General features: G+C 71.8%; 15 protein-coding genes and 2 pseudogenes. 11 read left to right on the top strand and 6 right to left on the bottom strand.

The window, feature by feature from the left end:
- Positions 1-16 precede the first annotated feature (16 nt).
- Together J2S42_RS42015 and J2S42_RS42020 are read left to right on the top strand one after the other, a co-directional pair.
- A pseudogene (locus tag J2S42_RS42015) lies at positions 17-82 on the top strand (helix-turn-helix domain-containing protein); the annotation flags it as partial.
- Between the two features lie 142 nt (positions 83-224).
- Positions 225-1,216 (top strand): annotated as a pseudogene (locus J2S42_RS42020) (IclR family transcriptional regulator C-terminal domain-containing protein).
- 215 nt (positions 1,217-1,431) lie between these two features.
- Here the strand turns inward: J2S42_RS42020 and J2S42_RS29635 are convergent.
- Together J2S42_RS29635 and J2S42_RS29640 are read right to left on the bottom strand one after the other, a co-directional pair.
- A complete protein-coding gene (locus J2S42_RS29635; RefSeq protein ID WP_307244346.1) occupies positions 1,432-1,665 on the bottom strand; it encodes a DUF7455 domain-containing protein in 234 nt (77 codons plus the stop codon).
- Positions 1,666-2,132: 467 nt separating this feature from the next.
- Positions 2,133-3,713, bottom strand: a complete 1,581-nt coding sequence (locus J2S42_RS29640) for an RNA polymerase sigma factor (RefSeq protein WP_307244348.1) — start codon at positions 3,711-3,713, stop codon at positions 2,133-2,135.
- A 279-nt stretch (positions 3,714-3,992) separates the two neighbouring features.
- On the opposite strand from J2S42_RS29640, the gene J2S42_RS29645 reads away from it, so the two are divergent.
- Positions 3,993-4,814, top strand: a complete 822-nt coding sequence (locus J2S42_RS29645; RefSeq protein WP_370879285.1) for an inositol monophosphatase family protein — start codon at positions 3,993-3,995, stop codon at positions 4,812-4,814.
- A 70-nt stretch (positions 4,815-4,884) separates the two neighbouring features.
- Here the strand turns inward: J2S42_RS29645 and J2S42_RS29650 are convergent, their stop codons facing one another.
- Complete coding sequence (locus J2S42_RS29650; protein WP_307249113.1) at positions 4,885-5,388, bottom strand: LytR C-terminal domain-containing protein; 504 nt, start codon at positions 5,386-5,388, stop codon at positions 4,885-4,887.
- A gap of 401 nt (positions 5,389-5,789) precedes the next feature.
- Here J2S42_RS29650 and J2S42_RS29655 point away from each other — a divergent pair, with 401 nt between their 5' ends.
- Both J2S42_RS29655 and J2S42_RS29660 read left to right on the top strand, forming a co-directional pair.
- Positions 5,790-6,086 (top strand): DUF4193 domain-containing protein, encoded by a 297-nt coding sequence (locus J2S42_RS29655; RefSeq protein WP_033344790.1) that lies wholly within the window; start codon positions 5,790-5,792, stop codon positions 6,084-6,086.
- Between the two features lie 185 nt (positions 6,087-6,271).
- Positions 6,272-7,117: a hypothetical protein gene (locus J2S42_RS29660; RefSeq protein WP_307244352.1), complete on the top strand. Its 846-nt coding sequence runs from the start codon at positions 6,272-6,274 to the stop codon at positions 7,115-7,117.
- Here the strand turns inward: J2S42_RS29660 and J2S42_RS29665 are convergent.
- Positions 7,114-7,617, bottom strand: coding sequence for a DUF3093 domain-containing protein (locus J2S42_RS29665; RefSeq protein ID WP_307244354.1), 504 nt, complete (start codon positions 7,615-7,617; stop codon positions 7,114-7,116). The two genes, J2S42_RS29660 and J2S42_RS29665, sit on opposite strands and share 4 nt — an antisense overlap.
- 89 nt (positions 7,618-7,706) lie before the next feature.
- On the opposite strand from J2S42_RS29665, the gene dut reads away from it, so the two are divergent.
- The 4 genes from dut to J2S42_RS29685 are packed head-to-tail and all read left to right on the top strand — an operon-like array spanning position 7,707 to position 10,070.
- Positions 7,707-8,162, top strand: a complete 456-nt coding sequence (gene dut, locus J2S42_RS29670) for a dUTP diphosphatase (RefSeq protein WP_307244356.1) — start codon at positions 7,707-7,709, stop codon at positions 8,160-8,162.
- A gap of 42 nt (positions 8,163-8,204) precedes the next feature.
- The gene (locus J2S42_RS29675) at positions 8,205-8,885 is read left to right on the top strand and encodes a DUF3710 domain-containing protein (protein WP_307244358.1); all 681 of its coding nucleotides are present in this window, start codon (positions 8,205-8,207) and stop codon (positions 8,883-8,885) included.
- Positions 8,886-8,940: 55 nt separating this feature from the next.
- A complete protein-coding gene (locus tag J2S42_RS29680; protein WP_307244360.1) occupies positions 8,941-9,321 on the top strand; it encodes an OB-fold nucleic acid binding domain-containing protein in 381 nt (126 codons plus the stop codon).
- A 2-nt stretch (positions 9,322-9,323) separates the two neighbouring features.
- On the top strand, positions 9,324-10,070 hold the full coding sequence (locus J2S42_RS29685) for a DUF3159 domain-containing protein (protein ID WP_307244361.1): 747 nt from the start codon (positions 9,324-9,326) through the stop codon (positions 10,068-10,070).
- 85 nt (positions 10,071-10,155) lie between these two features.
- On the opposite strand, the gene J2S42_RS29690 is transcribed toward J2S42_RS29685, so the two are convergent.
- Together J2S42_RS29690 and J2S42_RS29695 are read right to left on the bottom strand one after the other, a co-directional pair.
- Entirely contained in the window at positions 10,156-10,833 is a 678-nt protein-coding gene (locus J2S42_RS29690) for a potassium channel family protein (protein WP_307244363.1), read from the bottom strand.
- A gap of 1 nt (position 10,834) precedes the next feature.
- Positions 10,835-11,500 carry a potassium channel family protein gene (locus J2S42_RS29695; RefSeq protein ID WP_307244365.1) on the bottom strand — a complete coding sequence of 222 codons (666 nt, stop codon included), beginning with the start codon at positions 11,498-11,500 and terminating at the stop codon, positions 10,835-10,837.
- Between the two features lie 88 nt (positions 11,501-11,588).
- On the opposite strand from J2S42_RS29695, the gene J2S42_RS29700 reads away from it, so the two are divergent.
- Both J2S42_RS29700 and J2S42_RS29705 read left to right on the top strand, forming a co-directional pair.
- A complete protein-coding gene (locus tag J2S42_RS29700; RefSeq protein WP_307244366.1) occupies positions 11,589-13,604 on the top strand; it encodes an APC family permease in 2,016 nt (671 codons plus the stop codon).
- Positions 13,601-14,857 carry a class I SAM-dependent RNA methyltransferase gene (locus J2S42_RS29705; RefSeq protein WP_307244368.1) on the top strand — a complete coding sequence of 419 codons (1,257 nt, stop codon included), beginning with the start codon at positions 13,601-13,603 and terminating at the stop codon, positions 14,855-14,857. The genes J2S42_RS29700 and J2S42_RS29705 overlap by 4 nt, the downstream gene beginning before the upstream one ends.
- Positions 14,858-14,861: the final 4 nt, after the last annotated feature.

Raw genomic sequence — 14,861 nt, forward strand, 5'->3', positions numbered from 1 at the left:
TCCTGATGACATCGCCGTGGCGACCGGCGTCTCCAAGTCGACCGTGCACCGCATCCTGCAGGCGCTGGTGCTGTGGGGCTTTGCCCGGCCGGACGGACTCGGCAGCCACGAGCCCGGCCCGCGCATCCTGACGCTGGCCGGCCGGGTGATGAACCGCTTCGACCCGGCCCGCCAGGCGTCCGGCGCGCTCCGGGCGCTCCGCGAGGCCACCGGCTACACCACGCATGTCGCGATCCGCAGCGCGGACGAGGTGGTGTACGTCGACAAGCAGGAGGGCCGCCGCCCGTACCAGATGCCCTCCCGGATCGGCACGGGCGTCGCACCGCACCACCGCGATCGGCAAGGCGATCCTGGCCCAGTTCAGCGACGAGGAGGTGCTGGCGATCCGTCGCCGCACCGGCCTTCCGCAGCGCACCCGCGCCACGCTGACCAGCGAGGAGGACCTGCTCACCCGCCTGGCCCGGGTCGCGCACTCGGCTACGCCGTCGACGACGAGGAGAACGAGCCGGGCATCCGCTGCGTCGGCGCCCCCGTCTTCGGCCACACCGGCCAGGTCCTCGGCGGCATCTCCATCTCCACCCTGGCCATGGACAGCACCATGGCCGACCTCAAGGGGACCCTACGCCCCCCGACGTCATCGCCTCCGCCCACGACGTCTCCACCGCCCACGACGTCTCCACCGCCCTCGGTACCGCCATCCCCGCGGTCTGACTCGGCGGAAACAGGCCGAAGCGAACTTCTGGCTTCGACTTCCGGCATGGTCGCCTCCGCGGGCGCTGTGCTTTCCCGGGGCCGGGCCCGGGACCCACGTTGCGGTCGGCTGCGGAGTGCGAAGCTGCTGTCCCCGCTTCCGGCGTGGTGCTGCCCGCATGCTCCCGCGGGCCAACCTCGCCGTCCGGCAAGACTCCGTTGGCGCTCCGCTTGCCGGCCGGCGTCGGAGCCGGTTCCGGCGCCGGTCACCGAGGAGCACGCGAGACGAGCGGTGGTCGCGGCTCGGCCGCGGTCGCACGGACGCGGGGGAAAGTCGACACTCCGCGACGCCCGACGCGGGCCGCGGGCTTCCGGCGGACGGTCATCGGCCGGCCTCGGACGTCGTCAGAGGTGCGGTGTGGCGGGAAGCAGGCGGCGGGCGAGCGTGGAGCCGCCGGGGCGGTGGAACGCCGGCGGGGCCGGATCATGCGCCGGTGAGGCTCGCGGGTCTGCCGGAGCACCATGAAACGTGCAGGGAGGCCGCCTGCGGCCGACCGGTGCCCGCGGGAGCATGCGGAACCCGGCCGGGCCGGAAGCGGGAAGATCTCGCTCTGGATGCTTTTCGCCCCGAGGTGTGGAAACGGGGACGCCCCACACCTGGGCGTCCCCGTCATCGGGTCGACTCGTTCGGTTGTGCCGGGTTCCGCCGGGGCCGGCGGGACCAGTGTGACGTCGGCAGGATCAGCTGCGCATCATGTCCGCGCCGCGCCAGGTGAATTCCGGCTCGGTCGCGTACTGCACTGCGATCTTGACGAGATCGTCGGCGTACTTGTTCGCGTGGTGTCCGCAGAACACCAGCTCACTGCCGCCGGCAATGGTCACCCGCAACTTGCCCGCCGCGCTGCAACGATCGCAGCGTTCATCGGCGGCTGGGGGCGCCGCCGTTTCTGGCGGCGGCGTGAGGGTCGGGGTCATCGCCTTCCTCCTCGGGTCGTCACCGATGAACAGGTTCTTCGGTAGTGCTTCACCCATTGTCCAACACCCGTGACGGGTGCGGCCTTCCCATGGTGCCCCCGGGGGACCGAGGTCACACCTGGTATGGACAGTGTGCCGTGCTCCAAGGGTGCCACGTCAACGATCACATCCCCACAACTCTTTGATCACCACCGGGGGATGTACGGGTGGTGATCAAACGGGCACGGAAAGTTGACTCTGAAGTCAGCATCCGGATAATTGATCGTTGGGTGACCAGCCGGGCCGGGTGATTCTCGTGGCCTTCCGGTCTCTTCTGCGGCCGATTGCACCCTTCGTCGCATTCGCGGGCTTGGTCTGTTCGGCCATAAGGAATCGCCCGTTCGGGTGTCCCCCACAAACAGGACGCAAACGGACGTCGGCCGCACCCTCAGCGGGGATGCGGCCGACGTTCTGCGTTCTGCGGGTGATCAGTCCAGGTAGTCGCGGAGCACCTGGGAGCGCGACGGGTGCCGCAGCTTCGACATCGTCTTCGACTCGATCTGGCGGATCCGCTCCCGGGTCACGCCGTAGACCTGGCCGATCTCGTCGAGCGTGCGCGGCTGGCCGTCGGTGAGGCCGAACCGGAGCCGGACCACGCCCGCCTCGCGCTCGGAGAGTGTCTGCAGCACCTGCTGCAGCTGGTCCTGGAGGAGCGAGAACGAGACCGCGTCGACCGCCACGACGGCCTCCGAGTCCTCGATGAAGTCACCGAGCTGGCTGTCGCCCTCGTCGCCGATCGTCTGGTCCAGCGAGATGGGCTCCCGGGCGTACTGCTGGATCTCCAGCACCTTCTCCGGCGTGATGTCCATCTCCTTGGCCAGCTCCTCCGGCGTGGGCTCGCGGCCCAGGTCCTGGAGCAGCTCGCGCTGGATGCGGCCGAGCTTGTTGATGACCTCGACCATGTGCACCGGGATGCGGATGGTGCGGGCCTGGTCGGCCATGGCGCGGGTGATGGCCTGGCGGATCCACCAGGTGGCGTACGTGGAGAACTTGTAGCCCTTGGTGTAGTCGAATTTCTCGACCGCGCGGATGAGGCCGAGGTTGCCCTCCTGGATCAGGTCCAGGAACGCCATGCCGCGACCGGTGTAGCGCTTGGCCAGCGAGACCACGAGACGGAGGTTGGCTTCCAGCAGGTGGTTCTTCGCCCGCTCGCCGTCCCGCGAGATCCACTTGAGGTCGCGGGTGAGCTGGAACGCCAGCTTTTCCTCGCCCTCGTCGGCCGCGCGCAGGCGCTCGGCGGCGTAGAGCCCGGCCTCGATCCGCTTGGCGAGCTCGACCTCCTGCTCCGCGTTCAGCAGCGGGACCTTGCCGATCTGCTTCAGGTACGCGCGGACCGAGTCGGCGGACGCGGTCAGCTCCGCGTCGCGGCGCGCCTGCTTCAGCGCCTCGGACTCCTCGTCGTCCCACTCGAAGTCGTTGCTGTCCGCCTGGGCGTCGGCGGTGGCGGCCGCGACGGCCTCGACCGGCTCGTCGACCACGACGTCCTCGATCTCGGCCGCGAGCTCCTCGGGATCGATGTCGTCCTCGAGCGGCTCGCCGTCCGGCCCCTTGGCGCCGGCCTTGGCGGCCTTCGCGGGCGCGGTCTTCGCGGCCGGGCCGGTCTTCGGCGCGGCCTTGGTGGCGGCCTTCGCGGCGCGCTTGGCCGGTGCCGCACCGTTCGCGTCGGCCGGGGCCGCCGGCGCGGCCTGCTTCGGCGTGGCGGCGGGCGCGGCCTTCTTGGCGACGGCCTTGGTCGCCTTGGCGGTGGTGGCCTTCGAGGCGGGCGTGGCCGATCGGGCGGCGGCGACCCGCGGGCGGCGGGTGCTGGCCGAACCGTCCACCACGACCGTGACGCCGGCGTCCGCCAGCGCCCGCAAGATCTTCTTAGCTTGGGCCGGGGTCACCTCGGCAGCCTCGACGCTGCGCGCGAGCTCGGCCGACGTCAACTGTCCACCCGCGCGCTCGGCACTGGCGATCAGGGTGTCGGTGAGCGAGCGTACGTCGGCGCCGGTGTGGCGGGCTTCTGACACGAATGACCTTCCGGAGGCGAAGAACGAGCACGGCCGATCCGGCGGGCAGCGCGAGCAGACGTTGCGGGCCGGTGATGTAGTGGCCCCCGAGCCGCGGGCCGATCGGCGTGGCGACCGTCCGTGTCACGTGGGCAGCGTGAATTGTAACGCTGTCTGAGGCAAACAGCTTGCGCCCCGCGCCGCGGAGAGCGGTGCGAGAGGCGCGAAGTAGGTGATGACGGGGGTTTGCCAGCGATGCTACCCCGCCGGACGGGCATCCGGTGCGGGCGGGACGGCAGTATGGATCTCGTGCAACGAACCTCTTCAGAGCCCCTGGACCTGCTCGAGACGGCCGTCGAGATCGCCCGCCGGGCCGCGGACACCGCCGCCCGGATGCGCGCCGAGGCGGTCAGCTCGACCATCGACACCAAGAGCACCGACACCGACGTGGTGACCGCGGCGGACCGCGCGGTCGAGCGGCAGATCGCCGAGGAACTGCGCACGCTGCGGCCCGGCGACGCGCTGCTCGGCGAGGAGTACGGCTCGGCCGGTGAGGGCGCGGCCGTGCGATGGATCGTCGACCCGATCGACGGCACCGTGAACTACCTGTACGGCCTGCCGCAGTACGCCGTGTCGATCGCGGCCGAGGTGGACGGCGTGGTGCTGGCCGGTGTGGTGCGCAACGCGGCCACCGGCGACGAGTGGACGGCGTCGCGCGGCGGCGGCGCGTTCCACGACGGGCGGCCGATCCGCGGCTCCCGGCAGACCGTGCTCGCGCAGGCGCTGGTCGGGACCGGCTTCGGCTACGACGCGGCGCGGCGCACGCACCAGGCCGCCGTGCTGTCCGGGCTGCTGCCGCACGTGCGGGACATCCGCCGGTTCGGCGCGGCGTCGCTGGACCTCTGCTTCGCGGCCGAGGGCCTGATCGACGCGTACTACGAGAAGGGTCTGAACCCGTGGGACCACGCGGCCGGCGGCCTGGTGGCGCGGGAGGCGGGCCTGACGGTGGCCGGTCTGGACGGCGCGGAGCCGGGCCTGCCGATGGTGATCGCGGCCCCGCCCGCGCTCTTCGGCCCGCTGCACGACCGCCTCTCCGCGCTGGACGCCGCCGGCGGGGCCTGACCGGTCAGGCCGGGGTCACGCCGCGAGGGTGCCCGGGAGCGCCCGAGCCGCAGGAGCGAGCGACGATCGGCTATGCCGCGCACGCTCCCGGTGGGACCTCGGCCTGACCCAGCTCGACCAGGGACTGGTTGACCTCGGTCGTGGTGGCCAGCTGCTCGAAACCGGTGCCGATCACCACGTCGACGATGTCGCTGTCGCGGCCCTCGTCGTACTCGGTCAGCGCGTTGTCCAGGAAGTACGCCCGGAGCAGGTGGGCGGCGCCGACCGTCTTCGGGCCGTACCGCAGGATCGCCACGTCGTCGCTGGTGCGGTCGCTGTTCTCCGGCTTCTCCACCTGGAACTTGCGGTTGCTGAAGTCCGTCGAGACGCGGGCGCCGAGACCGTTCTGGCCGGCCGCGTTGAACACCTTCAGCTTCACGTCCTTCGGCTCGGGCAGCGCGACGTTGGCGAGCACGTAACCCTCGGGGCACTCCTCGACGGTGGTGGCCTCGGTCTGCGTGTCCTGCACGAGCGCCACCGCGACGAACACGATGGCGGCGACGGTCAGCACGCTCAGGACGATGAGCGCCCGCATGCGCGCATAGCTCATGTTGGTGACGGCTCCCCGCAGGTGGGTGGGTTTGGCGGTGTCCCGCTGAGGTTAACGCGTGGGGGCCTGCGCCGGGAAAGTGACGAGGGTTCCCGGCGTGCCGACGATGATCGGCGCAACGGACCCCCTACCTTGGTGTCGCCTGAATCACATTGGGAACATCTTGGCGGGCCGGGGCGTACAAGCAACGCACGAGAGCGGTAAGGTACCGCGCTCGCTGGGGGGAGTTTCTTGGTGAGCCGCCGTCGTGGTGCCACCATCAGCATCGTCGCTGAGGGTGACGTCACAGGTGCAAAGTGTGCCAACGTTGGCCGCCAGGGAACCGAACATCGCCGTCCGGCGTTACAGACGCCGGACGACACATCGATACGGGAGAGTGACAACCGATGGCCACCGACTACGACGCCCCGCGTCGCGACGAGGTCGACCTCGGCGAGGACAGCCTTGAGGAACTCAAGGCACGTCGCGTCGACTCGCAGTCCGGCGCCGTCGACGTGGATGAGGCCGAGGTAGCCGAGAATTTCGAGCTGCCCGGTGCTGACCTGGCCGACGAGGAACTGACTGTCAAGGTGCTGCCGATGCAGCAGGACGAGTTCCGCTGCTCGCGGTGCTTCCTGGTGCACCACCGCAGCCAGCTTGCCCACGAGCGCAACGGTGAGCTGATCTGCCACGAGTGCGCCTGATCCCCACCGACGGGTGCACGAATACAACCGAATAGGGCACACAACCACCGCGTTGCGGGCCGAGGGTGGTCGGTCCGCGACGCGGCGATGCCCGGGATCTGCGTTACTCGATCGACCCGCCATGGCCGGCGTACCGCACCCTCCGGATGGGTAGTACCGGTCAGCGGATCGAGGCAGGAGGCGAGATGACGGACGCCAGCAACGAGCAGCGCACCACCGCGGAGGACGTCGTGCCGGCGACCGAGCCGGGCGTGCCGGCCGCCGGGACCGGCGACCCGGAGCGGCTGAGTCAGGCCATCGCCGGTCTCGCCGAGGAGGAGCTGCCCACGCCGGTGCGCCGGCGGCTGCTGGGCCGGCTCGTCCAGTCGGTGCGCACCAGCGGCGCCGGGCGCATGATCCGGCCCAAGGTGGCGATCCAGTGGATGGTCGACACGGTCCACCAGATCGCGCCGTACGTACCGATCCGCGACCTGGAGACGCTGCGCCGGCACCACCCCGGGCTGACCGACGAGGAACTGGCCGAGCGCCTGGTGCGCAACGCGTCCCGGGCCACCGCGGGCATCGGTGCGGCCGGTGGCGGCGTCGCCGCGATCGAGTGGGCCGTGCCACCGACGTTGCTGTCCACGCCGGTGCTGCTGGCCACCGAGACCGTGGCCGTGGTGTCGGTCGAGCTGAAGCTGATCGGCGAGCTGCACGAGATCTACGGGCAGCCGGTGACCGGGAGCGCCACCGAGCGCGCGGTCGCGATGCTGCAGTCCTGGTCCAGCCAGCGCGGCGTGAACCCGCTGCTGCCCGGCGCGGGCGTCGGCGCGGTGCTCGGCACGGCCGCCCGCCGTGAGCTGCGCGACATGCTGTTGAAGCGCTTCGGGCGCAACCTGACCACGCTGGGGCCGCTGCTCACCGGCGCGGCGGTGGCCAGCTACCTGAATCGGCGTGCCACCCGCGGGCTCGGCGACCGGCTGCGCGAGGACCTGCGGACCAGCCGCGCCAAGCTCGGCGGGCACGCACCGCGGAGCATCGGGAAGTCCTAGACCTCGCGTTGTCCCCGGGCGTCCAGCACCGCCTGCGCGAGCGCGATCGGGTGGCGCGTGCTGACCACCCAGTACGGCGTGGGGTCGGCCGGGTCGTCCAGCAGCACCTGGACCGCGCCGGAGATCCACGGCCGCTGCACCACGAAGGCCAGCGGATCCGCGGCCACGCCGAGGATCTCGCGGCGGCCCTCCGCGTCCAGCGGGATCACGTCGGAGACGAACCGCACCGGCAGGTGGGCGTCGTCGACCAGCAACGCGTCCTCGCCGTCCGGGCCGGGGCCGACCTCGACCCGGATCCGGCCGAGTGCCCAGAGGCCGAGCGCGGTCAGCGGCAGCAGCACCGCGAACGGCAGCCACGCGCGCACGCCGTCCGCACCCAGCCAGACCTCGAGGGCCAGTGCGGCCGCGGCCGCGAAGCCGAGCAGCCAGAGCCACCAGGTGACGGTCAGGCGCTCTCGATAGGGGGAGGTCTGCGATGTTCCGGTACCGGGGGGTGCCACGCCAGTCAGGGTACGAGTGCTTCCCGGGGCGCGGCACGGCAGGATATGCAGGGTCCGCGAAACGCCGTCGACGATGAGGACCCGAACCCGTGACCGAGACCGTGCCCGTGCCGCTGCTGCGACTCGACCCGGACCTGCCGATGCCCGCCTACTCGCACCCGGGTGACGCGGGCGCCGATCTGTACGCCGCGGAGGACGTGGACCTGGCGCCGGGCCACCGCGCGCTGGTCCGGACCGGGGTGGCGCTGGCGCTGCCGGAGGGTTTCGTGGGGCTGGTGCACCCGCGGTCCGGCCTGGCCGCCCGCCTGGGCGTGACGCTGCTGAACGCGCCCGGTACGGTCGACGCCGGCTACCGGGGGGAGATCCTGGTGAATCTGATCAACCACGACCCGTCCGCGACCGCGAAGATCGCGCGCGGCGACCGGATCGCGCAGCTGGTCGTGCAGCGCGTGTCCCGGGCGGTCTTCGAGGTGGTCGACGCGCTGCCGGAGTCGGTGCGCGGCATCGGCGGGCACGGGTCGACCGGCGGGCACGCGGCTCTTTAATCTCGGTATCTACGACATTTCGGTTAATCCGGAAAGGTAATCATGGCGATCTTCAATCGGGGCGGGCGTCACGCACGTGCCGAGGACACCCCGATTCCGACCGAGGCGGCCTCGGGCGCGACCACCGGGCCGTACGACGTGACGGACGCGCCGGACGGCGTGCAGCGTCTTGACCTGGGCAGCATGCAGATCCCGGCGGTGCCCGGCGTCGAGGTGCGGGTCCAGGCCGGTCCCGAGGGCGTGGTGCAGCAGGTCGTGCTCGGCGAGGGGCCCAGCACGCTGCAGCTGATCGTGGTCGCGGCACCGCGCAGCGAGGGCATCTGGGACGAGGTGCGCGAGGAGGTCGGCGAGTCGCTCCGCAGCCAGGGTGCCCAGCTACAGGAGGGCGAGGGGCCGTACGGCGTCGAGCTGCTGGCCCGGGTGCCCACCCCGAACGGCCCGGTCGACCTGCGGATCGCGGGTGTCGACGGGCCGCGGTGGATGGTGCAGGCCGTGTTCCAGGGGCCGGTCGCGACCACGCCGGCCAGCGCGCCGCTGCTCGGCGAGTGCCTGCGCGGGCTGGTCGTGGACCGCGGCAACGAGGCCAAGCCGGTCAAGGAGCCGCTGCCGCTGCGACTGCCCAAGGAGGTGGCCGCTCAGGGGCAGGCCGACACCGCCGCCGCGGCCCCGGAGCCGCCGTCGGACGAGCCCCGCCGCCGCCCGTCGCCGCGGCCCCGTTCGTAGCGGCGGCCGGGGCGTACTCTGGTCGCCACAGCGCGTGCTGCCAGGAGGGGAATCCATGACGGTCGACGAGCGCCGGTCGCCGCTACGCCGGTTCATTCAGCGGCTGACGGCCTCCGAGGCCGAGCTGGACGCGGAGGAGCTGCAGCGGGAGAGCGCCGAGTGCGGTGCCACCCCGGCCGGCACCTGCCGGCGCGGCCAGGTCGCCTCGGTCTCCGGCCGGCTGCGCACGGTCGTCTACACGCCCCGCACCAACCTGCCGACGCTGGAGGCCGACCTCTACGACGGCAGCGACGTCGTCACGCTGGTCTGGCTCGGTCGCCGGCACATCGCCGGCATCGAGCCGGGCCGGCAGCTGACCGCCCGTGGGCGGATCGCTGTCCGGGATGACCGTAAAGTGATGTACAACCCGCATTACGAGCTGGAAGCGCCCAGGTGAGCATGACCGGTCCCGACAGAGCAACCGATCCGTACTCGCCCGACGCCGTTCGGGAGGCCGTGGCGTACTCCGCCGAGGCCCGGAGCGAGGAGGAGGAGCCGGCGGAGGAACGCATCCCGACCATCTCGGAGCAGATGGCGGAGCAGCTCGGCGGCGTCCGCGGCCTCATCGAGTCCAGCATCCCGGTCTGCGCGTTCGTCGTCCTGAACCTGCTGTGGGACCTCTACCCGGCGATCTTCGGCGCGGTCGGCACCGCGGTCGCCATCGCGATCTACCGCCTGATCCGCAAGCAGCCGGTCCGGCACGCGGTCAACGGCCTGGTCGGCATCGCGCTCGGCGCGTACCTGGCCGCCCGTTCCGGCGAGGCCCGCGACTTCTACCTGCCCGGCATCCTGCTGACGTTCGCGCAGGCCGCGGTGCTGATCATCTCGGTCGGCATCCGCAAACCGCTGATCGGGTTCGCCTGGGCGATCATCGCGGCCGGTGGCAAACACGACTGGCGCCGCCACCCGGCCCTGTTCCGCACGTTCCAGTGGCTCACCCTGGCCTGGGCCGCCTCCCTCATCATGCGTGCCGGCGTGCAGGCCGCCCTGTGGGTCGCCGAACAGCCCGACCTGCTCGGCATCGCCCGCATCGTGATCAGCTGGCCCACCTACATCGGCATGCTCGCCCTCACCGTCTGGGCGGTCCGCCGCACCCTCAAGCACTCCCCGATGCCGGCCCCACTCCCGGACCCGGACCGCGCCTGATCCGCCGGCCGCGAACACCGAACACCAGGAACCGGAAACCCGATCTTCCCGCTCCCGGCCACGCCGAGACCGGGAAGATCGGGTTTCAGAGGTTGTGGGCCGCTGTCGGGCCGAGGATGACGGCGCGGACCGAGTCCTCCGCCTCGGCGATGCAGACGAAGATGAGTTCGTCGCCGGCCTCGAGTGGGTCGTCGGGGGTGGGGACGAGGACGCGTTTGCCGCGGAGGATGGCGGTGAGAGCGGCGTCGCGGGGGAGCGGGACGGCACGGACGGGCTGGCCGACGTAGGGGGCGTCGGGCGGGAGGGTGATCTCGACGAGGTTGGCCTCGCCCTGGCGGAACGTCATCAGGCGGACCAGGTCGCCGACCGTGACGGCCTCCTCGACCAGGGCGGCCATCAGGCGAGGTGTGCTGACCGCGACGTCGACGCCCCACTGGTCGGTGAAGAGCCACTCGTTCTCGGCGCGGTTTATCCGGGCGACCACGCGGCCGACCGCGAACTCGGTCTTGGCGAGCAGCGAGACGACCAGGTTGACCTTGTCGTCGCCGGTGGCGGCCACGACCACGTCGCACTGGGCGATCTCGGCCTCCTCCAGGCTGGCGACCTCGCAGGCGTCGGCCAGGATCCACTCGGCCTGTGGTACGCGCTCGGGGCGGAGCATCTTCGGCTCGCGCTCCAGCAGCATCACCTCGTGGCCGTTGCCGACCAGTTCCTGGGCGATGGACCGGCCGACGTTGCCGGCTCCGGCGATGGCGACGCGCATGTCAGTGCGCTCCTTCCGGTGCGGCGCCGGTGCGCTGACGCACGGAGGCGGCGATCTCGTCGGTGACCAGCATGAAGACCTGATCGCCGTCCTGGATCATGGTGGACGCGGTGGGGAGGAGGCCGAGGCCGAAGCGCATCAGGTACGCGGTGCGTGCACCGGCTGCGGTCTCCAGCGCGGACAGCTTGCGGCCGATCCAGCCCTTGTGCACCGGCACCTCGATGATCGAGACGGTACTGGTCGGGTCGCGGAAGACCTCGAGGTCGCCGGTGGCGAGCACCTGACGGAGCACCCGGTCGGCGGTCCACCGGACGGTGGCGACCGTGGGGATGCCGAGCCGTTCGTAGACCTCGGCACGCCGCTGGTCGTAGATGCGGGCGACCACGCGCGGCACGCCGAACGTCTCGCGCGCCAGCCGGGCCGAGATGATGTTCGAGTTGTCGCCGCTGGAGACGGCCGCGAAGCCGTCCGCACGCTCGATGCCGGCCTCGGCGAGCACGTCACGGTCGAACCCGGCGCCGGTGACGACAGCGCCGCCGAACTCGGGCCCGAGCCGCCGGAACGCGTCCGCGTTCTGGTCGATGACGGCCACCGAGTGGCCGCGGTTCTCGAGGCTGTGCGCGAGGGTCGAACCGACCCGCCCGCAGCCCATGATCACGATGTGCACCCGTTGGCCCCCTGTCGCGAAAGACGCGTGCAGTGAGAGCGTGCCATGCCCGATCACCCGATCCGCGCTGGCCGTACTCTTACCCGTTGTGGCCCGTCCCACCTCACTCGTCAAGCGCCTGCTGCTCGGGCGCCCGTTCCGGTCCGACCGGCTGCAGCACACGCTGCTGCCGAAGCGGATCGCTCTGCCGGTGTTCGCGTCCGACGCGCTGTCCAGCGTGGCGTACGCGCCGGACGAGATCCTGCTGACGCTGTCCATCGCGGGCGCGACCGCGTACATGTACTCGCCGTGGGTGGCGCTGGCCGTCGTGGTCGTGATGCTGACCGTGGTGGCCAGCTACCGGCAGAACGTGCACGCGTACCCGTCCGGCGGCGGCGACTACGAGGTGGCGACCGTCAACCTCGGGCCGAGGTACGGCGTGGCGGTGGCGAGCGCGCTGCTGGTCGACTACGTGCTGACGGTGGCGGTGTCGGTGTCGTCCGGCGTGGCGAACCTGGGCTCGGTCGTGCCGTTCGTGGACACCCACAAGGTCATGATCGCGTTACTGGCGGTGGCGCTGCTGACCGCGATGAATCTGCGTGGCATCCGGGAGTCCGGCACCGCGTTCGCGATCCCGACGTACGGCTTCATGATCATCATCGTCGGCATGATCCTTACCGGGCTGGTCCGGATCGTGGTGCTCGGCGAGCCGCTGCTGGCGCCGTCCGCGACGCTGGAGATCCACGCGGAGGAGGACCACCTCAGCCAGTGGGCGTTCGCGTTCCTGCTGCTGCGCACGTTCTCCTCCGGCTGCGCCGCGCTGACCGGCGTCGAGGCGATCTCCAACGGTGTGCCCGCGTTCAAGGAGCCGAAGAGCAAGAACGCGGCCACCACGCTGTTGCTGCTCGGGACGATGGCGATCGTGATGCTGGTCGGGATCATCTGGCTGGCCCGGGCCACGAAGCTGCAGTACGTGGAGAACCCGACGCTGCAGATCGCCGGCGGCCCGCCGAACTACGTGCAGAAGACGGTCACCACCCAGCTCGGCGAGGCGATCTTCGGGTCCGGTTCGATCATGCTGTACGTGGTGGCCGGTGCGACCGCGCTGATCCTGTTCCTGGCCGCGAACACCGCGTACAACGGCTTCCCGGTGCTCGGCTCGATCCTGGCCCAGGACCGGTACCTGCCCCGGCAGCTGCACACCCGCGGCGACCGGCTGGCGTTCTCGAACGGCATCGTGTTCCTGGCGATCGCGGCCGTGGTGCTGATCGTGGCGTTCCAGGCCGAGGTGACCCGGCTGATCCAGCTCTACATCGTGGGCGTGTTCGTGTCGTTCACGCTCTCCCAGGCCGGCATGATCCGGCACTGGACGCGGCACCTGCGGACCGAGCGGGACCCGGCGCAACGGCGGCGTATGCACCGGTCCAAGGCGATCAACACGGTCGGCATGTTGCTCACCGGCGCGGTGCTGATCATCGTGCTGATCACGAAGTTCCTGCTCGGCGCGTGGATCGCGATCGCGGCGATGGCGTTCATCTTCGTGCTCATGCTGGGCATCCGGAAGCACTACGACCGGGTCGCGGCGGAGTTGGCGCCGACCGTGGAGCGGTACGTGCTACCCGCCCGGAACCACGCGATCGTGCTGGTCAGCACCGTGCACATGCCGACGCTGCGGGCGCTGGCCTACGCGCAGGCGACCCGGCCGGACACGCTGACCGCGGTGACCGTGGGCGTGGACCCGGCGGACACCCGGCGGGTGCAGGACGAGTGGGAGGCGCGGGAGATCCCGGTGCCGCTGACCGTGGTCGACTCGCCGTACCGGGAGATCACCCGGCCGATCATCGACTACGTGAAGGGCGTGCGCCGCAGCTCGCCGCGGGACGTGGTGACCGTGTTCATCCCGGAGTACGTGGTCGGCAAGTGGTGGGAGAACCTGCTGCACAACCAGAGCGCGCTGCGGCTGAAGACCCGGCTGCTGTTCGAGCCGGGCGTGATGGTCACCAGCGTGCCGTGGCAGCTGCGGTCCAGCGCCGACCGGGATCTCGCCCGGCTGGACCAGGCGCTGGTCCGCGGCCCGGCGCGCGGGCCCCGCGCGTCCTCTTCTATCTCGGAGCACAACGAGTGACACAGGTGGAGATGCCCGGCGAGGGCGAGCGGGTCGAGGTGCTGGTCGGCGCGGTGGCGCACGGCGGGCACTGCGTGGCCCGGGTCGGCGGCGACGGCGGGCCGGTGCTGTTCGTGCGGCACGCGCTGCCCGGCGAGCGGGTCGTCGCGCTGGTCACCGAGGTGCACCGCGGGTTCGCGCGGGCGGACGCGGTGGAGATCCTGACGCCGTCCGCGGACCGGGTGACCGCGCCCTGCGTCTACGCGCGCCCGGACGGCTGCGGCGGTTGCGACCTGCAGCACGTGGCGCCGGCCGCGCAGTCGGCCTGGAAGGCGTCCGTGGTGACCGAGCAGCTGCTCCGCCTCGGCCGGCTGACCGAAGATCAAGTTCAGGCGCTGGGGGTACGCGTCGCGCCGCTCGACGGCGACCGGCTGGGCTGGCGCACGCGCGTGCGGTACGCGGTCGACGGGCGGGATCAGGCCGGGCTGCTCAAGCACCGGTCGCACGAGGTGGTGCCGATCGACCGCTGCCTGATCGCGCACCCGCTGGTGCGGGAGGCGCCGGTCACGTCGCGGTCCTGGCCGGACGCGGACGAGGTGCACGTGGTGGCGTCCGCTGCCGGTGACGTGCTGGTGACGCCGCGGCGCGCGCCGGTGCGCGCGGACGAGCAGGACATCCTGGACGGTGCGGCCGCGGCCGGGGAGATCCGGGAGAAGGCCGTGGGACGCGAGTGGGTGCTGCCCGGCGACGCGTTCTGGCAGGTGCACCCGGCGGCCGCGGACACGCTCGCGGCGGCCGTGCTGGAGCTGCTGGCGCCGCGGCCGGGCGAGGCGGCCTGGGACCTCTACGGCGGCGCCGGTCTGTTCGCGGCCGCGCTGGCCGGTGCGGTCGGGCCGACCGGGCCGGTGACCGTGGTCGAGTCCGCGCCGCAGGGCGTGGCCGCGGCCCGGCGCAACCTGACCGACCTGCCGGGTGTGGCCGTGATCGAGGCGAAGGTGGAGGCCGCGCTGCGCCAGGGGCGGCTGCCGAAGCCGGTGGACCTGATCGTGCTGGACCCGCCGCGGTCCGGCGCGGGCGCGGCGGTGGTCAAGGCGATCACCCGGACCGGCGCGCGGGCGGTCGCGTACGTGGCCTGCGACCCGGCCGCGTTCGCCCGGGACGTGGCCACGTTCCGCGCGCACGGGTGGCGGCTGGCGGCGCTGCGGGCGTTCGACCTGTTCCCGATGACGCACCACGTGGAGTGCGTCGGCCTGCTGTTGCCGGCCGCGCGCTGACCGG

The organism is Catenuloplanes indicus, assembly GCF_030813715.1.
Taxonomy (GTDB): domain Bacteria; phylum Actinomycetota; class Actinomycetes; order Mycobacteriales; family Micromonosporaceae; genus Catenuloplanes; species Catenuloplanes indicus.

Bases quoted from the DNA above. Each gene is read 5' to 3' on its own strand.
- J2S42_RS29645 (WP_370879285.1), top strand. From the start codon at position 3,993: ATGGATCTCGTGCAACGAACCTCTTCAGAGCCCCTGGACCTGCTCGAG.
- J2S42_RS29635 (WP_307244346.1), bottom strand. From the start codon at position 1,665: ATGACCCCGACCCTCACGCCGCCGCCAGAAACGGCGGCGCCCCCAGCC.
- J2S42_RS29680 (WP_307244360.1), top strand. From the start codon at position 8,941: ATGACGGTCGACGAGCGCCGGTCGCCGCTACGCCGGTTCATTCAGCGG.
- J2S42_RS29690 (WP_307244363.1), bottom strand. From the start codon at position 10,833: ATGCGCGTCGCCATCGCCGGAGCCGGCAACGTCGGCCGGTCCATCGCC.
- J2S42_RS29675 (WP_307244358.1), top strand. From the start codon at position 8,205: ATGGCGATCTTCAATCGGGGCGGGCGTCACGCACGTGCCGAGGACACC.
- J2S42_RS29660 (WP_307244352.1), top strand. From the start codon at position 6,272: ATGACGGACGCCAGCAACGAGCAGCGCACCACCGCGGAGGACGTCGTG.
- J2S42_RS29650 (WP_307249113.1), bottom strand. From the start codon at position 5,388: ATGCGGGCGCTCATCGTCCTGAGCGTGCTGACCGTCGCCGCCATCGTG.
- J2S42_RS29685 (WP_307244361.1), top strand. From the start codon at position 9,324: ATGACCGGTCCCGACAGAGCAACCGATCCGTACTCGCCCGACGCCGTT.
- J2S42_RS29655 (WP_033344790.1), top strand. From the start codon at position 5,790: ATGGCCACCGACTACGACGCCCCGCGTCGCGACGAGGTCGACCTCGGC.